Below are 18,827 nucleotides of genomic sequence, written 5' to 3'. Positions count from 1 at the left end.
TGAGTCTATCCTTGCAAGAATATTTTTTATATTTTAAAGTCGGACTAAACTTTCCATTTCTGCAGCATCTTTCTCCTCAGAAAAATCATTTAAAAAATATTTTAATTCACTGATGCTGTATTCATTTGGATATAATTTTCCATTTACAATTTTAACGGGAGTGTAGTTGAATTCATTTTCTAAACACCAATCGTATTGCTGCTGAATTTGTTGGTTCACTTTCATGGAGATAACACCCACTTTCCATTTCTTTAACCATGGATCCAATCCAATTTTACGGATGTGCCAATCCGAAATGGCTTTTTCTATTTTTTCAGGAAATATATTATTGATTTCTAATAAGTTTTCCACTACAGCTCTGTAAGGATTGTCATTGTTCTCTGGGTTAATATTAAATAGAACATTCAAAAATATTTTTTCAGGATATTTATATACTAAGTGAATGGCTTCTTCAAATGCTTTATGACAATGACCACAACTTGGACTAAGGATAATTGTAAGTGCTATACTCGATTTAGGATTACCGAACTGTGGGCCTTGTAGCTTAGCGAACCCTTCCTTTACAGGAACTTCTTTTGATAAAAATTCGAAAACAGTATAACTCCTTTTGAACTTCTTCAATTCTTTTACTTCATTTTCCGCTTTAAACTTAGACTCTAATACTGGTTTTATCATAAACCATAACGAAGTGCAAGCCACTATAGAAAACAAATAACTAAAATCATTAAAAATCACATTCGACAGTAACGGCTGTTCTAAAAAGTAACCCACCAAACCTTGCAGAACAAGTATAGTCGATACTGCCAAACAGAGCATACACCATTTCTTGATTTTAAATTTTTGAAGCCAAATGGAGTAACCAATAATAGGAAATGATATAACGCTGAGTAAAGCAATTATTTTACTGGAATAAGTTGGGTTCAATAAAACCGAAACTATATTAACGCTAAAAAAAAGCAATGGCAAATCTGTAAAACTCATCCATTTATTAATCTCCCCTTCATGAGATTGAATAACCGAATCACAGGAAGCATTTGGATTGATATTGCACAATTTTGAAACTATTTCATTTTTCACTCCAAACTTTTCTTGAACAATAAAAATACTGACCAGAACACCAACTAAAGAAGTAAAAAGTAATATCGCATTGCTTACACTATAATTATTATAAAAAATTGATAAAAGGATTGAACTTAAAACAGGAAAACTGTAAGCCATCCATTTGATATTGGATTCCTTTTCTGTTGTAATAACTTGATTGGGTTCTATTGCTATTATAACTCCACTCCAGCCTTTGCAAAAATCATCTATAACTAAGGTGGTTTTCACTCCCCTTTCGGACTCAATTTGGATCATCTTTTCATTTTTTGTCACTAAAACTAAATCGCCCTCAAAAAGTGCAAGAAATGAAATAGGTAATTCTCCTAGCTGTTCTTTCGGAACTTTTATCGCTATATTTTCTATAGACAACATATCTAAAGAATCCGTTATTGCGAATACACTTGGATAATTGGGATGGGAAAGAAATGATTCTTCAAACTCTTCTTTTATATTTAAATAAAAGTTTAAACTAAGATATTGGTTTACTAATTTTATCATTAATCGGATTACTATTTTGCTTCTTTACTTCAATTGCTAAAGAAGTGTGGTTGGTTATTGTTAATTTTAAAAAAAAACATCCCTTTATTTATATTGACTTTGCTATAAATAAAAAAAATTATTTTCAAATTTATATTTATAAATAAAACATATACTTACACAAAGCAAACATTTTTCGCACATATTTTAAACATATATAAAAAATATCCCTACATTCGTGATAAAATATCAATGTTTATGGAAAAATCAAAATTGATTAAAACTCGAAAAAACCTAGGATTAAGCTGTAAAGAAATTGCAGATTTGCTGTGCATAGAAGAATATTCGTATAGACGAAGGGAAAATGGAAAAACCAAAATTAGCAATCAGGAATGGAAAAAATTAGCTAGTATTTTATCCGTTCCCTTTGAGACCATTTTTGAACCTGAAAGTACGTCAATTGACAATTCAATAAGTACAACTCCTGAAACAAATACTAATCACTACTATAGCGTCCCTAAAGAAATGGTGGACAATCAACAAGAGTATATCAACATTTTAAAAATAGAAATCGATTCTTTAAAGAAAGAAAATCAAATATTGAAAGAAAAATTACTGGTCGAAAAAGAGAAGAAATACTATATTTAAATGTATTTGAATTAATATAACATTCTAGATTGCTTTTGTTATATTTCTTTATGTAAATTTGTTCCATTAAAAACTATAAACTATGAGACCCGATTTATTTCAAGCCCCGGATTATTACAATCTAGATGATTTATTAAGTGAAGAACACAAACTGGTTCGTGATTCTGCCCGTGCTTGGGTAAAACGCGAAGTTTCTCCTATTATAGAAGAATATGCCCAAAAGGCGGAATTTCCAAAACAAATTGTAAAAGGTTTGGGTGAAATAGGCGGTTTTGGCCCTTATATCCCTGTCGAATATGGTGGAGCTGGATTAGACCAAATCTCTTATGGATTAATCATGCAAGAAATTGAGCGTGGTGATTCTGGTGTTCGATCTACTTCCTCTGTACAATCTTCATTGGTGATGTACCCTATTTGGAAATACGGAAACGAAGAACAAAGAATGAAATATTTACCAAAACTAGCCACTGGAGAATTCATGGGGTGTTTTGGTTTGACAGAACCAAACTATGGTTCGGATCCAGGAAGTATGATTACCAACTTTAAAGATATGGGAGATCATTATCTATTGAATGGTGCCAAAATGTGGATTTCGAATGCTCCTTTTGCAGATATAGCCATTGTTTGGGCAAAAAACGAAGAAGGAAGAATACACGGTTTAATCGTAGAACGTGGAATGGAAGGCTTTAGCACTCCAGAAACGCACAATAAATGGTCGCTTCGTGCCTCATCTACTGGAGAATTGATCTTTGATAATGTAAAAGTACCTAAGGAAAACTTACTGCCGAACAAATCAGGTTTAGGAGCGCCACTAGGATGCTTGGATTCGGCTCGTTATGGAATCGCCTGGGGTGCCATTGGTGCCGCAATGGACTGCTACGACACTGCTTTGCGTTATGCTAAAGAAAGAATTCAGTTTGACAAACCTATTGCAGGAACGCAATTGCAACAAAAGAAATTAGCCGAAATGATTACTGAAATCACCAAAGCACAGTTGTTAACCTGGAGACTTGGGGTTTTAAGAAATGAAGGAAGAGCTACAACTGCTCAAATCTCTATGGCCAAAAGAAATAATGTAGACATGGCCATCCATATTGCTCGTGAAGCTAGGCAAATGTTAGGCGGTATGGGAATCACTGGAGAATATTCTATTATGCGTCACATGATGAACTTAGAGTCGGTAATTACCTACGAAGGAACTCATGATATTCACTTGCTAATCACAGGAATGGATGTTACTGGAATCTCTGCTTTCAAATAGTTCTAAACAACTATTAAAGTATTTATAAAATTGATAGTAAAAGCTTCTTGGTAACGAGAAGCTTTTTTATTTTTGCACTAAAAAAAGATCCCCCAATGAATATTGCAACAATAAATACTGGTATTGAAACCCAAAAACAACAATTATTAAACCATCCTTTATACCAAAAAGTAAATACAATTGAAGATTTACATCGATTTTTAGAAAATCACGTCTTTGCGGTATGGGATTTTATGTCTTTATTAAAAGCCTTACAAGCTAAATTAACATGTACTACAACGCCATGGTTTGCGACCTCTAATCCAGAAACTAGGTATTTAATTAACGAAATTGTGTTGGCAGAGGAAAGTGATTTGACCATTGACGGCAGACGTCTGAGTCATTTTGAAATGTATCTAGAGGCCATGCAAGATTGCGGAGCCCGTACAACAGCAATAGAACATTTTTTAGAAGAGCTTCATTCACTTCAAAATATATTTGTTGCTATTAAAAAAAGTGATCTTCATCCCAATATTAAAGCGTTCCTTGATTTTACTTTTAGAGTAATCGAAGAAGGAAAATCACATGAAATTGCAGCTGCATTTACTTTTGGCAGGGAAGATTTGATTCCGAGTATGTTTACTGAAATACTGAGAAATTTTCAAGAAAATTTTCCAGCTAACGATTTAAGTAAGTTAATTTATTATTTTGAAAGACACATCGAATTGGATGCCGATGAACACGGACCAATGGCAATGAAAATGATTACTGAACTTTGTGGAGAGGATCCGAAAAAATGGTCCGAAGTACAGGGAATTTCGATTTTAGCCTTAGAAAAAAGAATAGGCCTTTGGGATGCAATCGAAGAGCACATTCACGAACAACATCTAGCAATAATTTAAAAACTGCTCAGTCACGGTCTCAGTTTCCAGTTACTTACTGAAAACTGAGACTGAAAACTGAATACTAATTCTCTGGTGCTAATTCTAATTCTAAGCCTTCAAGATTTTCGGTAATTGGAATTTGACATCCCAGCCTACTATTCGATTTTACATAAAACGCTTCGGAGAGCATTGCTTCTTCATCATCTCCCATTTCAGGCAAAGCGACATCATTAAGAACATAACATTGACAAGAAGCACACATGGCCATACCGCCGCAAGTACCCTCAACAGGGAGCTCGTAAGCTTTACATAATTCCATTATATTCATTGCCATGTCCGTTGGCGCCTGCAATTCATGAACAACTCCTTCTCTATCTTTAATCTTTATTAAAACGTCCATTCGTGTAATTTGTGTTTTTTTTTATCGAAGTCGTTTAAACTCCAATTTTTTATTCTTTAATTTCAAGGCTTAATACATATTCTTTTCTATTTTCATTATTAAGAATTCTTAACCCAATAATATCTGCTCGATTCACTATAAAAATAATTTTTGAAGAGGGCGCATAAACTCCGTCATGAGTTTTAAATATTAACTTCCCTTCATAAGTTAAGTTTACTAAACCATTTTTTTCTGTTTTTTCTTTAGTCAATGTTTGTGAGCTAAATTCGGCCGAATTATAGGCGCTTCCCTCCAACATTTTAGCTTTACCTCCACTAAGATCCGTCAAAAATTCAGCATTGGTTATCTTTAATTGCCCTTTACTATTTGAGGAAACATTAACCATAGATCCAAAATTCAATTCACTCCATTCTTCGTCAATATTAACTAACGTTTTGGACACAAATGATTCTTGTATTGGCTCTTGCCCATAATTTTTATAAAAACATAAAAATAGAATAATTAATAAGTACTGTTTTTTCATAATTCAAGGTTGTAAGTTAGTTTTACAAATGTAAATTTTTATTTGAATTTTCAAAGAAAAAAAAGTTGAATTATTTGCTTGAATTCCTAGTTAAAATAGAAAAAGCCTCTGTTTTACTGGCAATTCTCTAATGATAATTGCCAAAAAGTTTCGTTTTTTATTGAGATTTAACAAGTGTAAACCAAAGCTTTAACAAGGGACAATCAGAATCTTATCATTTTATAGTAGTATTTATTTCACTAAAAAATTACAGCTATGGTATCCCTATATAAAAAAGCGACTGCTATAACCAAACAACAGTCACTTTTGCCATGCTTTTACAAAACATTAACAACCGTTTCTATTTGTGGAGCATACTTCTTGATAGTCGTTTCTACCCCTGCTCTTAAAGTCATCTGATTCACACTACAACTAGTACAAGCTCCTTCAAGACGTACTTTCACATGTTTTCCTTCATCAATTGAAATAAGCGTAATATCTCCTCCATCTGAATTCAAAAAAGGCCTGATTTCATCTAGCGCTTTTAAAACATTGTTTGTTAATTCTTCTGTTTTCATCATTTTTTATATTCTCCTTTAGAAGTTTAGAATCTTATTTCTTAACAGCTGAACATCCAGCCATTGTTGTAATCTTTATAGCTTCAGTAGGCGCTAAGTTTTCGTTTCTCTTCACTACTTCACTTACTACATTACGTGTAATTTCTTCAAAAACACTTTCAATTACAGATCCTGTTTGCAATGCAGCCGGACGACCATAATCTCCTGCCTCACGAATAGACTGCACAATTGGTACTTCTCCTAAAAAGGAAACGCCAAGATCTTGAGCCAAGTCTCTTGCACCTTCTTTCCCAAAGATATAATATTTATTGTTAGGCAATTCTTCAGGTGTAAAATAAGCCATGTTTTCAATAATCCCCAAAACTGGCACGTTTATGGCATCAGATAAAAACATTGAAACTCCTTTTTTTGCATCGGCAAGGGCAACGGCTTGTGGGGTACTAACCACAACTGCTCCGGTTACCGGCAATGATTGCATAATCGACAGATGAATATCTCCTGTTCCCGGAGGCAAATCAATTAGCATAAAGTCTAATTCTCCCCAATCTGCATCAAAAATCATTTGATTCAAGGCTTTAGATGCCATTGGACCTCTCCAGATTACGGCTTGGCTTGGCGAAGTGAAAAATCCTATAGAAAGCATTTTTACTTCATAACTCTCAACCGGTTTCATTTTTGATTTCCCATTAACCTCAACCGAAATTGGCTTCTCATTCTCTACATCAAACATAATTGGCATGGATGGCCCATAAATATCAGCATCCAAAACACCCACGGAAAATCCCATTTTAGCCAATGTCACCGCTAAATTTGCCGTTACTGTTGACTTTCCAACACCTCCTTTTCCAGAAGCTACAGCGATAATGTTTTTTATTCCAGGAATGGCTTTCCCTTTGATTTGATTTGGATTTTCAGCAGCTTCAACTTTTACATTTACTTTAATTTTGGCCTCTGGAGAAACTAATTCAAGTATCGTTTTCCTGATATCGTCCTCTGCTCTTTTTTTGATATGCATCGCTGGTGTATGCAATACCAAGTCTACAACAACTTCATCTCCAAAAGTGACTACGTTTGCGACGGCTCCGCTTTCTACCATATTTTTACCTTCACCAGCAATAGTGATTGTTTCTAATGCTTTAAGAATATCTTTTCTATCTAATTTCATTTTTTTTAATTTTTCAGTGTTCTCCCGATAGCTATCGGGACAGTGTTCAGCAAAAAAGACTATGTTTATTTAAACTGATTTTAGATTGCAAAGATAACGGATTAAGTTCTAATTGTAAAGGATTTGGATTGGATTTATTGATAGTGCTGTACAATAAAAACTATAATAGAAACTGCATTTTTGAAGGTTACGCACTCCATTAAAATTCAAAGTACAAACGGGCTCAGTAATTTAGTTACACTGCCATTTCCGGCTCCCAAAAAACAGACTCGAAATCTATAATTTGATTATCCACCACAACAATTCCCTCACTTTCCAGTAATTGTTGCATGAGATTGGTTCCATCAAAATGGTGTTTCCCAGTAAGCAACCCTTTTCTATTCACCACCCGATGTGCCGGGACATCCTCTAGATTATGGGCCGCATTCATAGCCCAGCCCACCATTCTGGCAGAACGTGCAGACCCCAAAACTTTGGCAATGGCTCCATAAGAAGTCACTTTCCCGTATGGGATACGTCTTGCCACTGCATAAACCCTTTCGAAAAAATTGTCACTTGTAGTTTCCATTTTTACCCTAAATAAACCTTAATCAATTTAAATATTGTGAATAAAGAAACCAATCCCGTAATAGTTCCTATAATATAATTTCCATTATCCATCAAAAAGGAAGATTTAGATTCTCTTTTTTTAAAAAACAAAATATAAAGATAAAAAACCAAAAAAGATCCGATAACTACACCCGAAACAAATGACAAAATAAATCCTTTAGTGAAGAAAAAATACCCATAAGATGATAACGTAATGCTTATAAAAACATAATACGGAATAGGGAATAAATTCAAAACAGAAAGCAACATCCCTAGGAAAAACCGATTGGTTTTACTGCGTGTTTTAGTTTCAGATTTTGAGATTTTTGGTTTTTTCGCCTTCCAAAAAAAATAAATGGTTAATGCAAAAAAAATAAAAAGTCCAAATTCTTGAAGTTTATTGATGATATCAGGTCTACTATCAATAAAATTAGCAAATAACAAAGCCAAAAAAGTTTGAAAAAAAACTATTACGGTAGCACCAATAGCAAAAGAGATCGCTTCGTTTCTGCCGTCTTTCAAGCTTACTTTTGCCGCGGTCATATTAATCAATCCAGGCGGCGTAATACCAACCGCTGCAGCGATGAATCCAAAAAAAAAGGGTAATACTATAGCCATATTCAGTTCGCAGTCTCAGTTTGCAGTCTCAGTTTAAAAACGAAAAACTGCGACTGAAAACTATTTTATTTTAAAACGAATATACGTAATTGCTTTGTTAATTTCCAAATATTGTTTTTCGTAAAATGTCTGAAAAGCCGTAACTTCCTCTGGACTTCCTTCGTTTACATACACATTATGGTTCGCGTATAATACCTCATGACCTTCACCATGTAGTAATCCTAATGTATAGCCGTGCATGAACTCGCTATCGGTTTTAAGATTGACAACCCCCTCTTTTTTCAAGATTTTTTTATACAATTGCAGAAATTCCGAATTGGTCATTCTGTGTTTGGTTCTTTTGTATTTAATTTGGGGATCCGGAAAAGTAATCCAAATTTCATCGACTTCATTTTCGGCAAAAATGTGGTTGATCAATTCAATTTGAGTTCGAATAAAAGCCACGTTATGCAATCCTGTCTCTACGGCAGTTTTTGCACCACGCCAGAAACGAGCACCTTTGATATCGATTCCTACAAAGTTTTTATTGGGATATCTCTCGGCCAAGCCAACAGAATATTCGCCTTTACCACAACCTAATTCCAACACCAATGGATTCTCGTTTTTAAAAAATTCCGAATTCCATTTCCCTCTTAGCGGAAACAAATCTCCTACTACTTCTTCTCTTGTTGGTTGAAAAACATTAGTAAATGTTTCGTTTTCTTTGAACCTTTTTAATTTATTTTTACTTCCCACGATATAATTACAATTTCGGCAAAATTAAGGAATTATATAAGACCGAAAGCTTTAGGCTTTGTTAAAAACAAAAAAATCAAAAATTATCATTTAGATCGCCCTTTTTGAATCAAGGCATCTTCAATGGGAGCAATGATTTTAATCACTTCATTGGTATTGTCATTTGGGATCGTCATAGACAAAACATAATGCTTGATTTTCCATTCTTTATCAATTTTGACAAGCACTCCAGAGCCTCTACAAATTTTCATTTGTGTATTTAACAGCTCATCAAACCATGCTAATTTTCCTGATTTATCAAAATAAACATGGCGTTCCATGGCTTTAAAATCCCAAGCTTTTCCTTTGTCAAAATAAGGTTTTGCAAAGGCTTGAAAGGCTTTTAAATCCCAATTCTCCGTTGGATCCGTTCCGATGAAAATTGCATCCTCGGTCATCATCCCAAAATACGCATTATAATTGGCCTCGGCAGCGGCTTTGTGCCAAGCATCAAGGGTTGCATTGACCTGTTGTTTTTCATCTGATTCTTTATATTGCAAAGAATCAAAACTAACTACTGCCAATAGGGCTAAACTTAAAAAAAATGTTTTCATATATGGATAATATTTGTTTTTGATTGCTTTTGGTACTAATTATATCAATGTCGTTTCCTTAAGAATTTAATCGGCTCCAGTTTGTCATTTCGACGAAGGAGAAATCACATTACGCAATCTATATGTGATTTCTCCTTCGTCGAAATGACAAAAACAAACCTTAAGGAAACGACATTGATAATTACATCCTGAATTTCCAAGTACATCGAATCACTTAACCGTTACTTTATTTTTATCTGGAAGACTTCCCATTTTTATTTTCATTTCACCATCTTTTCCATCCACAACCAACAAATGCAACACTATCCCTTTGTATCGTTTGGCAGCTCTTTCCTTTTTATCTTTTATTTTAAAATCGTCCTCTGGATTTCTCAGTGGAATTGTCAATCCCAAATTAGTTCCTTTTTTAAAGGAATAAATACCTTCTACATCAAAATTCAAAACATTCGAACTCACTTTGAAGTAATCAACATTCACTTTACTTCCATCCATGTTTAATCGTCCCGATAAATCATTAAACACGATATGCTTTACATCTCTATTCGGAAAAGCAAACTTACCCACTTTCATAATTGGTTTAAAATCCGTTAGTGATCCCTTTTTGATATCGTATTGCAAATTTCCATTCGCAGATTCATCTACCAAATCGCCGTTTGCTGTCATTTTTAGAGATAAATCAACGTTTGCCGAAAGATTTCCGTTTATATTTTTGGGTTTAAATGATGTAATTCCAAAATTTTTGAACGAAGTTAAAAACTGAGGAATATCAACAGTTGTAATATTTACATTTGCTTTTACATTAAAAAAATCACTTTGCGGAATCAATTGAGAAGCAAATGCAATTTCCCCACCACAAGTTTCAATTGATCCGTGCTTGATAAAAAACTGCCTATTCTTGGCTACTACAATAATTTTAGCCTTTTTGGCAGTCAAATTTGCGTACACCATTTTATCCAAATTCAAATTCAAAACCACTTGGCATTTTTGAAGAAGAGCTATTCTTTTTTTATTTCCTCCTTTAGCAGTTACTTTTTTAACTCTCGCCTTTTTTTCACTGTAAGCCAAAGTACTCATTAATTTTTTTAAATCCATAAATGGGCTTTTGAGGTTGAGTACCGCTACCATATTTTCTGGATCATCATAATACAGATTCAGAAAATTATCTATTTTTCCGTCGAGGAAAACGATGTTTTTGTCTCTTTGGTATTTAATATTTCTAATATGCAAGGCTTCATCTGTAAAATCAAGGAGAATGTTCGTTAGAAAAGCAAGGTTTTTGGGTTTATAAAGCAGGTTGGCATTTATTATATTCACTTTACCCGTAAAACGAGGTTTAGAAATACGTAATGCAACTATATCTACATTAAATTTAAAATCGACATTAGCGGTTCCTCCGTTAAATTTAAAGACATCCTCTCCAAAAATACTTCCTAATTTCTCTACATCAAATTTAGAATGTAAATCTCCAGTTGCTATAGGCTTCTCTAAATTATTAATCGCTGCTATTGGTATATTCACTGGAATTCCTTCGTAGTTTCCTGTGAAGTTTTTAACAATAACTGCAGAGTTGATATCATTGTATCCCAACCCATTTTTGAAATTATTAATATATCTTCCCGAAAAATTACAGTCAGTAACAGTACCATCCTGAGTAACCAAAACATTGTCTTTTATTTGGGCATCAACAATGATTTCGGGATCCCCTTTGGCATTCATATCTCCAATAATGCTACATTGAGCATCGAGTGGTTTGGTAATATTAAAATGATTCAGAATTTTAAACAAATTCGGGTCTAACAAATGAGCCGCATCCAGCCATAAAATTTGAGTGCTGATATTGATATCCATCATAGGATGATCTTTATCCAAACCAAAACTTGCTTTGATGTCAAAATCATCCTCGCCAATTCCAAGTCCTTCGGTAAGCACGTCTATTCTATTTTTTTCTTTCGAAAATTGAACAGCCAACTTCCCTTGTACTCTTTTGTCTTTTATAAAACTCCCTTTGATGGTATTAAAAGCCATGCTTTTGGCAAAAACATCCAGAAAAAGATCCGTTTGCCAGCCGTCATCTGTATAGTTTATTTTACTTTTTAAAAACGCTACTTCAAAATGGAATAATTTATTTCTTTGCAAATTTTGGGAAATAAAGACCACATTCTTAAAATCTACCTCATCGATTTCGGTCTCGGTTTTGCTTTTTGGCTGATTTGTTTTAGGTTTTGGTTTAAATATATTGGAATTTGAAACTCCATTTTTATCCTTAAACAAATCAATTTTAGTATCAATTAATACAACCTTTTCTATAGCTACTTTTTTATTCAACAAACTCAGCACATTCAATCGCACTTCAATTTCTTCTGCTTTAAGCACGCTTCTTTTATGAATGGCATACAAGCTGTCTCGAAGTTCTACTTTGTTCAGCACCACTGTAAAATTAGGAAAACCAATCAGGAACTTATAACCCACATCGCCAATACTGGCATGACCCAAAATATTATCATTGATTTTCTGATTGATTTCTGTCATTATCTCCGATTTATTTTGATTAAAATAAACCCTCAATCCGATAAAAAAGACAAGCAACAACCCTATAAAACCAATACAGAAATACCCAATTATTTTCAAAACCTTTCTAAATCGATTCGTTTTTAAAAACGCTTTCCTTTTTTCTACAATTTGATTCATGGCTGTTATTTTTTTTCTAAAAAGTACAATAGGGTAAAAAATCCCTGTTTAAATCACATAAAATCAGACAATTATTTAAAAAAATCATAATTCACTACAAATCAAAGTTAGTATAATAAAACACAACTCCATCGATTATACCTGAAAAATCTTAACAATATAGTATTCCTATTTTTAAAACTAAAATGGAGGTTTTACCCTTATCCAGAAGTGATTTTAATGCTATTTTATTCAAAATTCACAAAAGATCAATGAAATTTATAGTACTTTTGGGGTCAATAAACCCTACAAATGGGTTGTTAATCTAAAAACAAAAACTATGCGATCATTAAAAATTTTATTATTAGGTGCTTTTATAGTATTGGCATCTAATGCAGTTTCAGCACAAGCTTTCGGAGTTAGAGCAGGGGTAAATATATCGACTATAAGTGGCGATTACTACAACTCAAGCACTCAAACGGGATATTACGCGGGTATCTACAAGGAAATTCCTTTAATAAAAAGTCTACTTTTTATACAGCCTGAGCTACAGTATTCTAGTCAGGGTTTCAGTAACAGTATAGGGGACTACACGATTGACTACATCACTGTACCAGTATTGGCGAAAGTATATGTGGTAAAAATGTTGAGTTTTGAAACAGGACCACAATTCGGTTTTAAAATAGGTGATAAATCAGACCCTAAAAATCAACTTATTGATCCAGACTTTAACTATGAAACTTTTGATCCAGCATGGGCATTCGGTGCATCATTGAACCTGCCTTTAGGACTGTCTATAAATGGTCGTTTCATTAGTAGTTTTAATAGCGTATTCAAAGAGGGAGACTACAATAGTCAAGGAAAAAGCCAAGTTTTTCAAATAGGAGCTGCTTTCCAATTTTAAGAAAGCATTCAACAATTCTTACTACTAAAAAAGTTGCCTTAAAATACATTTTTTAAGGTAGCTTTTTTAGTATATAAAGCAGTCATAATGATTTTAATAGTGCGTTTATTTTTGTAATTTTATGCCATATCTAATAAAAAACTACAATCGGGATTCTACAAAAAAATATTACCTTGACATGAAAAAATTACTGTTATCCCTCATTATAATTGGTTTTTCTTTTCTCGTTCTCTCCTGTGAACAAAAAAACGCTAAAGATTCTAAACTAAAGGCCGCTAAAGTCAACAATGGCCCTTCTTTTGATAGTACCTTAGTTCGTCCGTTTTTTAAAAAATATCCTGAATTAGAAAAATACCAAAAAGAAGTAACCCAGTTGTACCTTAAACGCAACTACCAATATATTTGGTATGACAAAAAAGGAGTTTTAGAAGTGGGGCATTTGTTGTATAATAAAATCAACCATCTGGAAGAGGAAGGGATTAAAACCACCATCCCTTACAAAAAAAAATTGGATGCTATTTTTCAAAATTCGGAAACCGTTTCAGAACCAAATGCAACGGATGAGTTATTCATGTCGTCCTTTTATTTTTTATATGTCCATAAAGTTTTAAAAGGGCTGGATACCAAAAAAACTATTGAATTGGGTTGGTTTTTACCTCGAAAAAAACAATCCTACATCAATTATTTAGACTCTATAATGGCCAATCCTTCATTGATTGAAAAGAACGAAAAAGAAGTATTTGGGCAATATTATAGTCTAAAAGAAGTACTTCAAAAATATAAAAAAATAGCAAAAGACAACTCTTGGGATCCTATTGTGACCGACACTAGTTTCATCGCCTTTAAGCCTGGCGATTCTTCCCAAACCATTGCACAAATAAGACACCGTTTGTTTGTACTGGGCGATTTAGCGAACGATTCTGAAAGCGCGAATTATGACGATTCTCTTATTACCGGAATTTTGAAATACAAAAACCGTACAGGAAGTCTCAAAAACAATCATATTACCAAAAAAACCATCGCTTCCTTGAATACTCCTATTGTAGAGCGCATCAAAACCATTATGGTCAATATGGAGCGTTGCCGCTGGATAACCGCCGACATTGCTGCATCCAAAGAATTAATAGTAGTCAATATTCCCGCCTATGAGTTGACTTATTTTAAGGAGGGGAAAACCGTTTTGACATCAAAGGTTGTCGTGGGGAAAGACTTGAACAAAACTGTGATTTTTAGTGCCAATATGCGCTATATCGTTTTTAGTCCTTATTGGAACATTCCCTCTAGTATTATCAAAAAAGAAATCAAGCCGGGCATAGCCGAAAACGAAAATTATCTTGAAGAACACAACATGGAACGTAAAAACGGTGTTATAAGACAAAAACCAGGGCCAAAAAATTCGTTGGGATTAGTGAAATTTTTATTCCCCAACCCCTATTCAATTTATTTACACGACACTCCTTCTAAAGGGTTGTTCAACCGTGAAAAAAGAGCTTTTAGCCACGGTTGCATTCGAGTAGCCAAACCCATACAATTGGCGAATGAAATCCTGAAAGACGACCCAAACTGGACTCCCGAAAAAATAGACGCCGCCATGAATAAAGGAGAAGAAAACTGGTACACTCTAAAAAGCAAAATCCCAGTGTTCATTGGTTACTTTACTACTTGGGTAGATGCCGATGGGGTGATTCGTTTTTATGATGATGTGTACCAGAGAGATGAGCAATTGGCTCCTTTGTTGTTTGATGAATAGTTTTTTATGGCCCAAAATACAAGTACTATTCAAGTCGCAGTTTTCAGTCTCAGTCTCAGTTTTCATAGGTATCTGTAAACATTGCAATTCATTTTCTTAACAATATTTATAAAAAAGAGAGTCAATTATAAATTAACACGCTTTTTGGACTGAAAACTGCGACTAAAAACTGAAAACTACCTGAATAGCTACAAAAACAAGAGAGGCTGTCGTTATGGGACAGCCTCTCTTTTATATATTCTTTCGCTCTTTGGCGTTGATTGGTCTTAATATGCTTTTTGTTTTTCAAACGCAGTAGATAACGTTTTCTTAATTTTATCCAGCGCCCCATTAAAAGCTTTTTCGATGGTTTCGGCATGTTCTGTTACCGCTATAGGCTGCATGTTGGCTGGTCGGGCTTCTATAAGACAACGCTTGTCGTTTAATCCTAATTTTACACTATTCTCATCTCCAAAATGCACTTCTATGCGGGTAACCTTATCATCAAAACGGGATAATACTCTTTGTATTTCACTTGAAAAATAAGCATCAAGTCTTTCGCTACCTTCTACATTCTTGTCTGTGTTGATTTGTACTTTCATATTCTGATATTTATTGATATATCTCAAAGTTAAAAATTATTTCCTAAAGTTTTCTCCTTTTAGCAAAACATTATGAAAGAATACAGCCATTTTTTGAAGTGTAAACAGAAGTGTCTGAAAACGAAAAGGATAGTGTCTCGTCCTGAAAAAGTTTACTCTTTCTGGATTTGTGTCACTAAACCATTTTTATTTTGGCAGTTCTGTAAACCCCATATTATAGAGTGCAAAAGCCTGAATATCGACATTCTCTTGTATCGTTGCCGCAACCGATTTTCCAGCTCCATGGCCTGCATTGATATCGATTCTAATCAATACTGGATTCGATTCTGTTTGTTTTTCTTGCAACTCAGCCGCAAATTTAAAGCTGTGCGCAGGAACTACTCTATCGTCATGATCCCCTGTGGTAACCATAGTTGCTGGATAATGAACTCCTGCTTTTACGTTTTGAACTGGCGAATACGATTTTAGGTATTCAAACATCTCTTTATTGTCTGCCGATGTTCCGTAATCAAAAGCCCAACCCGCTCCAGAGGTAAAAGTGTGGTAACGCAACATGTCCATTACGCCCACCGCTGGCAAGGCCACTTTCATTAAATCTGGTCGTTGTGTCATGGTAGCGCCCACCAATAACCCTCCGTTTGATCCACCACGAATGGCCAGAAAATCAGAAGAAGTATATTTTTGGGCAATTAGGTATTCGGCTGCTGCGATGAAATCATCAAAGACATTTTGTTTTTGCATTTTGGTTCCTGCATCGTGCCATTTCTTACCGTATTCTCCACCTCCACGAAGGTTGGCCACTGCGTAAATCCCACCATTTTCCATCCAAACAGCATTAGAAATTCCAAAACTAGGCGTCAAGCTAATGTTGAATCCGCCATATCCATAAAGAATCGTTGGGTTCTTTCCGTTGAGTTTCAATCCTTTTTTGTGGGTAATTATCATTGGAATTTTTGTCCCGTCTTTGGAAGTATAAAATACTTGGGTAGAAACATAATCTTCGCTTTTGAAATCTACTTCAGGTTTTTGATACACTGCTGATTTTCCGGATTTTGGTTCAAAAGAATATATAGTTCCCGGTGTAGTGTAATTGGTAAACGAATAATAAAGTGTTTTTTCTGCTGCCTTACCACCAAAACCACTAACAGTTCCTAGACCTGGCAATTGAATTTCACGCACTAATTTTCCAGAATAGTCATATTGCTTTACAATAGATACAGCATCTTTCATGTAATTGGCAAAGATAAACCCACTACCTGTTGACACGGTTAAAACATGCTCGGTTTCGGGAATAACGTCTTTCCAGTTTTCTGGTTTTGGATTGTTGACCTCTACACTCACAATGTGTTTGTTGGGTGCATTTAAGTCGGTTTCTATAAATAATTTTTCGCCTTCATTATCAATCACACCATTATCACTATTAAAATTGTCAACTATACAAACAATACGGCTATTGGGTTTGGTTAAATCCTGAATATACAATTCGTTTCCGTAAGTAGAATTGGCAGCCGAAATAACTAAATAATGATTGTCTTCGGTAACTCCACCGTTTACGTAACGTCTTTTTAGGTCTGCGCCAAAGATCACTAGATCGTCTTTTTGAGCAGTTCCTAATTTATGGTAATACAATTTATGCTGGTCTGTTTTGGCCGAGAGTTCGCTTCCTTTTGGTTTGTCATAACTGGAATAATAGAAGCCTTCATTTCCTCTCCAAGAGATACCGCTAAATTTCACATCGACTAAAGTATCTTCCAGAATCTTGAAGTTATCGACATCCATCACCATTACTTTTCGCCAATCGCTTCCACCTTCAGAAATAGAATATGCTACCTTTGAACCGTCTTTAGAGAAATCTACTCCACCTAAAGAAGTAGTTCCTAATTTTGAAAAGGTATTCGGATCCAGAAAAACGGCTTCTTTCCCTTTGCCATCTTTTCGATACAAAACCGACTGATTTTGCAATCCGTTGTTTTTGTAATAATAAATAAAATTCCCTTCTTTGAATGGTGCACTTATTTTTTCATAATTCCAGAGTTTCTCAAGTCTTATTTTTAAAGCATTTCTAAAGGGAATTTTGTCCAAATAATCATAGGTAACTTTGTTCTCTTTTTTTACCCAAGCAGCGGTTTCGGTAGATTTATCATCTTCGAGCCAACGATAGGGATCACTGACTTTGGTGTCAAAATAAACGTCGACAGTTTCTCCTTTTGGAGTCTGAGGATAGTTCATACCTTTTTCTTTTGGGCTTTGGCCAAAAGATACTATTGAAGTAGATACAGCCATTAGCAATGCAATTTTTTTCATTAGAAATTAGTTTAAATATCTCCCAGTAGTCGCAACTTACTGCAATAAAAAGCCCCAAAGTGTTGATAAATCTAGCTTTAGGGCAGTTATAGTCTCACCAAAAAGGTGTAAATTGTCTTTGCGAAAACACAAAATGCGACTATGGACAAAGTTATAATATCTTCGAAGAATGTCACTCCTTTTGGAGGTTTAAATTTAATTTATAATGCTATAAATCGCTCAGGCATCCCTCAGTTCCTTGATAATAAAATAGGTTTTCGTCATTTTAGAGCGGAATATTCGTATTCTGACATAATCTTATCTTTATTCGGGAACGCTGTATGTCAAGGGGATTATATTTCTGATTTAAAGCAGTTTAAATCTAAATTTAGCGACCAATTCTTCGCTAATATCCCATCGGCAGACACCGTTGAATATGCTTGTCAAGAATTAAAAACAACAACAATTAAAGAGGTAACCAGTAAGGGGATTGTACATGAAATCAATTTCAACAACGGTCTAAATGATTCTATTGTAGCACTTTGCGTAAAAACAAAACAATTAGACCCAATGGTTAAAAATTACACTTTAGATTTTGACAATGTGGTAGTTGAAACTGCAAAACAAGACGCAAAAAAGAGTTACAAAAAGACAAATGGCTATCATCCTAACTTTGCTTTCATCGGTCGCTTACCTGTACATATCGAAAATCATAATGGTAATACTCCTGCAAAATATAAACAAAGCGAAACTTTGAAAAGATGTTTCGATAATTTGGATGCTAATAAAGTGAAGATAGGGCATTTTAGAGCAGATTCAGCATCCTATCAACAATTAGTTGTCGAATTGGTAAGCCAAAGAGCTACTTGTTTTTATATCCGAAATGTAAATTCCGAATCATTTAGAAAACATTGTGCTCTGATAAAAACATGGGAAACCATTGAAGTTAACTTTGAAAAAAAAGAAGTGGCTACCACAAATTACACCCCTTTTGGCGGTGATAAATCGTATCGAATTGTAGTTACCCGTTCCTTAGGAAATGACCAACAAATAGACATGTTGTCGGGATGCCCCTATGGTTATTATGGCATTATGACTAATAACATTGCCTAT

At 34.4% G+C, this 18,827-nt stretch carries 18 protein-coding genes; 6 read left to right on the top strand and 12 right to left on the bottom strand.

Annotated features, from left to right (window positions below; genetic code table 11):
• Positions 1-33: 33 nt before the first annotated feature.
• Positions 34-1,599 (bottom strand): vitamin K epoxide reductase family protein, encoded by a 1,566-nt coding sequence (locus FNW52_RS14460; protein WP_143378161.1) that lies wholly within the window; start codon positions 1,597-1,599, stop codon positions 34-36.
• A gap of 237 nt (positions 1,600-1,836) precedes the next feature.
• On the opposite strand from FNW52_RS14460, the gene FNW52_RS14455 reads away from it, so the two are divergent.
• From FNW52_RS14455 to FNW52_RS14445, 3 genes are all read left to right on the top strand, one after another.
• Positions 1,837-2,226: a helix-turn-helix transcriptional regulator gene (locus tag FNW52_RS14455; RefSeq protein WP_185965991.1), complete on the top strand. Its 390-nt coding sequence runs from the start codon at positions 1,837-1,839 to the stop codon at positions 2,224-2,226.
• Between the two features lie 82 nt (positions 2,227-2,308).
• Positions 2,309-3,487 (top strand): acyl-CoA dehydrogenase family protein, encoded by a 1,179-nt coding sequence (locus tag FNW52_RS14450; protein WP_143378159.1) that lies wholly within the window; start codon positions 2,309-2,311, stop codon positions 3,485-3,487.
• A 95-nt stretch (positions 3,488-3,582) separates the two neighbouring features.
• Positions 3,583-4,368 carry a DUF3050 domain-containing protein gene (locus FNW52_RS14445; RefSeq protein ID WP_143378158.1) on the top strand — a complete coding sequence of 262 codons (786 nt, stop codon included), beginning with the start codon at positions 3,583-3,585 and terminating at the stop codon, positions 4,366-4,368.
• Between the two features lie 64 nt (positions 4,369-4,432).
• Here the strand turns inward: FNW52_RS14445 and FNW52_RS14440 are convergent, their stop codons facing one another.
• The 9 genes from FNW52_RS14440 to FNW52_RS14400 form a co-directional block, all read right to left on the bottom strand.
• Positions 4,433-4,750 (bottom strand): 2Fe-2S iron-sulfur cluster-binding protein, encoded by a 318-nt coding sequence (locus tag FNW52_RS14440; RefSeq protein WP_143378157.1) that lies wholly within the window; start codon positions 4,748-4,750, stop codon positions 4,433-4,435.
• Between the two features lie 49 nt (positions 4,751-4,799).
• Positions 4,800-5,273: a hypothetical protein gene (locus tag FNW52_RS14435; RefSeq protein WP_143378156.1), complete on the bottom strand. Its 474-nt coding sequence runs from the start codon at positions 5,271-5,273 to the stop codon at positions 4,800-4,802.
• A 317-nt stretch (positions 5,274-5,590) separates the two neighbouring features.
• Positions 5,591-5,830, bottom strand: a complete 240-nt coding sequence (locus tag FNW52_RS14430) for a NifU family protein (protein ID WP_116759479.1) — start codon at positions 5,828-5,830, stop codon at positions 5,591-5,593.
• Between the two features lie 34 nt (positions 5,831-5,864).
• Complete coding sequence (locus FNW52_RS14425) at positions 5,865-6,995, bottom strand: Mrp/NBP35 family ATP-binding protein (RefSeq protein ID WP_143378155.1); 1,131 nt, start codon at positions 6,993-6,995, stop codon at positions 5,865-5,867.
• A gap of 235 nt (positions 6,996-7,230) precedes the next feature.
• The gene (locus tag FNW52_RS14420; RefSeq protein WP_143378154.1) at positions 7,231-7,563 is read right to left on the bottom strand and encodes an MGMT family protein; all 333 of its coding nucleotides are present in this window, start codon (positions 7,561-7,563) and stop codon (positions 7,231-7,233) included.
• Between the two features lie 2 nt (positions 7,564-7,565).
• Complete coding sequence (locus FNW52_RS14415; RefSeq protein WP_143378153.1) at positions 7,566-8,201, bottom strand: LysE family transporter; 636 nt, start codon at positions 8,199-8,201, stop codon at positions 7,566-7,568.
• Positions 8,202-8,261: 60 nt separating this feature from the next.
• On the bottom strand, positions 8,262-8,936 hold the full coding sequence (trmB, locus tag FNW52_RS14410; RefSeq protein WP_143378152.1) for a tRNA (guanosine(46)-N7)-methyltransferase TrmB: 675 nt from the start codon (positions 8,934-8,936) through the stop codon (positions 8,262-8,264).
• Between the two features lie 86 nt (positions 8,937-9,022).
• Positions 9,023-9,529, bottom strand: coding sequence for a nuclear transport factor 2 family protein (locus FNW52_RS14405; RefSeq protein ID WP_143378151.1), 507 nt, complete (start codon positions 9,527-9,529; stop codon positions 9,023-9,025).
• Between the two features lie 210 nt (positions 9,530-9,739).
• Positions 9,740-12,217: an AsmA family protein gene (locus tag FNW52_RS14400; protein ID WP_143378150.1), complete on the bottom strand. Its 2,478-nt coding sequence runs from the start codon at positions 12,215-12,217 to the stop codon at positions 9,740-9,742.
• Between the two features lie 319 nt (positions 12,218-12,536).
• Between FNW52_RS14400 and FNW52_RS14395 the strand changes: the two genes are divergently transcribed.
• Both FNW52_RS14395 and FNW52_RS14390 read left to right on the top strand, forming a co-directional pair.
• Positions 12,537-13,100 (top strand): porin family protein, encoded by a 564-nt coding sequence (locus tag FNW52_RS14395; protein WP_143378149.1) that lies wholly within the window; start codon positions 12,537-12,539, stop codon positions 13,098-13,100.
• Between the two features lie 178 nt (positions 13,101-13,278).
• Positions 13,279-14,850, top strand: a complete 1,572-nt coding sequence (locus FNW52_RS14390) for a murein L,D-transpeptidase (protein WP_143378148.1) — start codon at positions 13,279-13,281, stop codon at positions 14,848-14,850.
• A 266-nt stretch (positions 14,851-15,116) separates the two neighbouring features.
• On the opposite strand, the gene FNW52_RS14385 is transcribed toward FNW52_RS14390, so the two are convergent.
• On the bottom strand, positions 15,117-15,431 hold the full coding sequence (locus FNW52_RS14385) for an HPF/RaiA family ribosome-associated protein (RefSeq protein WP_143378147.1): 315 nt from the start codon (positions 15,429-15,431) through the stop codon (positions 15,117-15,119).
• 186 nt (positions 15,432-15,617) lie between these two features.
• On the bottom strand, positions 15,618-17,735 hold the full coding sequence (locus tag FNW52_RS14380) for a prolyl oligopeptidase family protein (protein WP_143378146.1): 2,118 nt from the start codon (positions 17,733-17,735) through the stop codon (positions 15,618-15,620).
• Between the two features lie 141 nt (positions 17,736-17,876).
• Here FNW52_RS14380 and FNW52_RS14375 point away from each other — a divergent pair.
• Positions 17,877-18,827 (top strand): transposase (locus FNW52_RS14375; RefSeq protein WP_143378145.1); only part of this gene is annotated, 951 nt, incomplete at its 3' end.

The organism is Flavobacterium sp. ZT3R18, assembly GCF_007097385.1.
Taxonomy (GTDB): Bacteria; Bacteroidota; Bacteroidia; order Flavobacteriales; family Flavobacteriaceae; genus Flavobacterium.
This window is presented reverse-complemented; position numbering and strand designations above follow the sequence as displayed.

Coding starts and splice junctions, on each gene's coding strand:
- FNW52_RS14395 (WP_143378149.1), top strand. CDS start 12,537: ATGCGATCATTAAAAATTTTATTATTAGGTGCTTTTATAGTATTGGCA.
- FNW52_RS14435 (WP_143378156.1), bottom strand. CDS start 5,273: ATGAAAAAACAGTACTTATTAATTATTCTATTTTTATGTTTTTATAAA.
- FNW52_RS14385 (WP_143378147.1), bottom strand. CDS start 15,431: ATGAAAGTACAAATCAACACAGACAAGAATGTAGAAGGTAGCGAAAGA.
- FNW52_RS14380 (WP_143378146.1), bottom strand. CDS start 17,735: ATGAAAAAAATTGCATTGCTAATGGCTGTATCTACTTCAATAGTATCT.
- FNW52_RS14460 (WP_143378161.1), bottom strand. CDS start 1,599: ATGATAAAATTAGTAAACCAATATCTTAGTTTAAACTTTTATTTAAAT.
- FNW52_RS14420 (WP_143378154.1), bottom strand. CDS start 7,563: ATGGAAACTACAAGTGACAATTTTTTCGAAAGGGTTTATGCAGTGGCA.
- FNW52_RS14430 (WP_116759479.1), bottom strand. CDS start 5,830: ATGAAAACAGAAGAATTAACAAACAATGTTTTAAAAGCGCTAGATGAA.
- FNW52_RS14400 (WP_143378150.1), bottom strand. CDS start 12,217: ATGAATCAAATTGTAGAAAAAAGGAAAGCGTTTTTAAAAACGAATCGA.
- FNW52_RS14415 (WP_143378153.1), bottom strand. CDS start 8,201: ATGGCTATAGTATTACCCTTTTTTTTTGGATTCATCGCTGCAGCGGTT.
- FNW52_RS14455 (WP_185965991.1), top strand. CDS start 1,837: ATGGAAAAATCAAAATTGATTAAAACTCGAAAAAACCTAGGATTAAGC.
- FNW52_RS14425 (WP_143378155.1), bottom strand. CDS start 6,995: ATGAAATTAGATAGAAAAGATATTCTTAAAGCATTAGAAACAATCACT.
- FNW52_RS14405 (WP_143378151.1), bottom strand. CDS start 9,529: ATGAAAACATTTTTTTTAAGTTTAGCCCTATTGGCAGTAGTTAGTTTT.
- FNW52_RS14450 (WP_143378159.1), top strand. CDS start 2,309: ATGAGACCCGATTTATTTCAAGCCCCGGATTATTACAATCTAGATGAT.
- FNW52_RS14445 (WP_143378158.1), top strand. CDS start 3,583: ATGAATATTGCAACAATAAATACTGGTATTGAAACCCAAAAACAACAA.
- FNW52_RS14440 (WP_143378157.1), bottom strand. CDS start 4,750: ATGGACGTTTTAATAAAGATTAAAGATAGAGAAGGAGTTGTTCATGAA.
- FNW52_RS14390 (WP_143378148.1), top strand. CDS start 13,279: ATGAAAAAATTACTGTTATCCCTCATTATAATTGGTTTTTCTTTTCTC.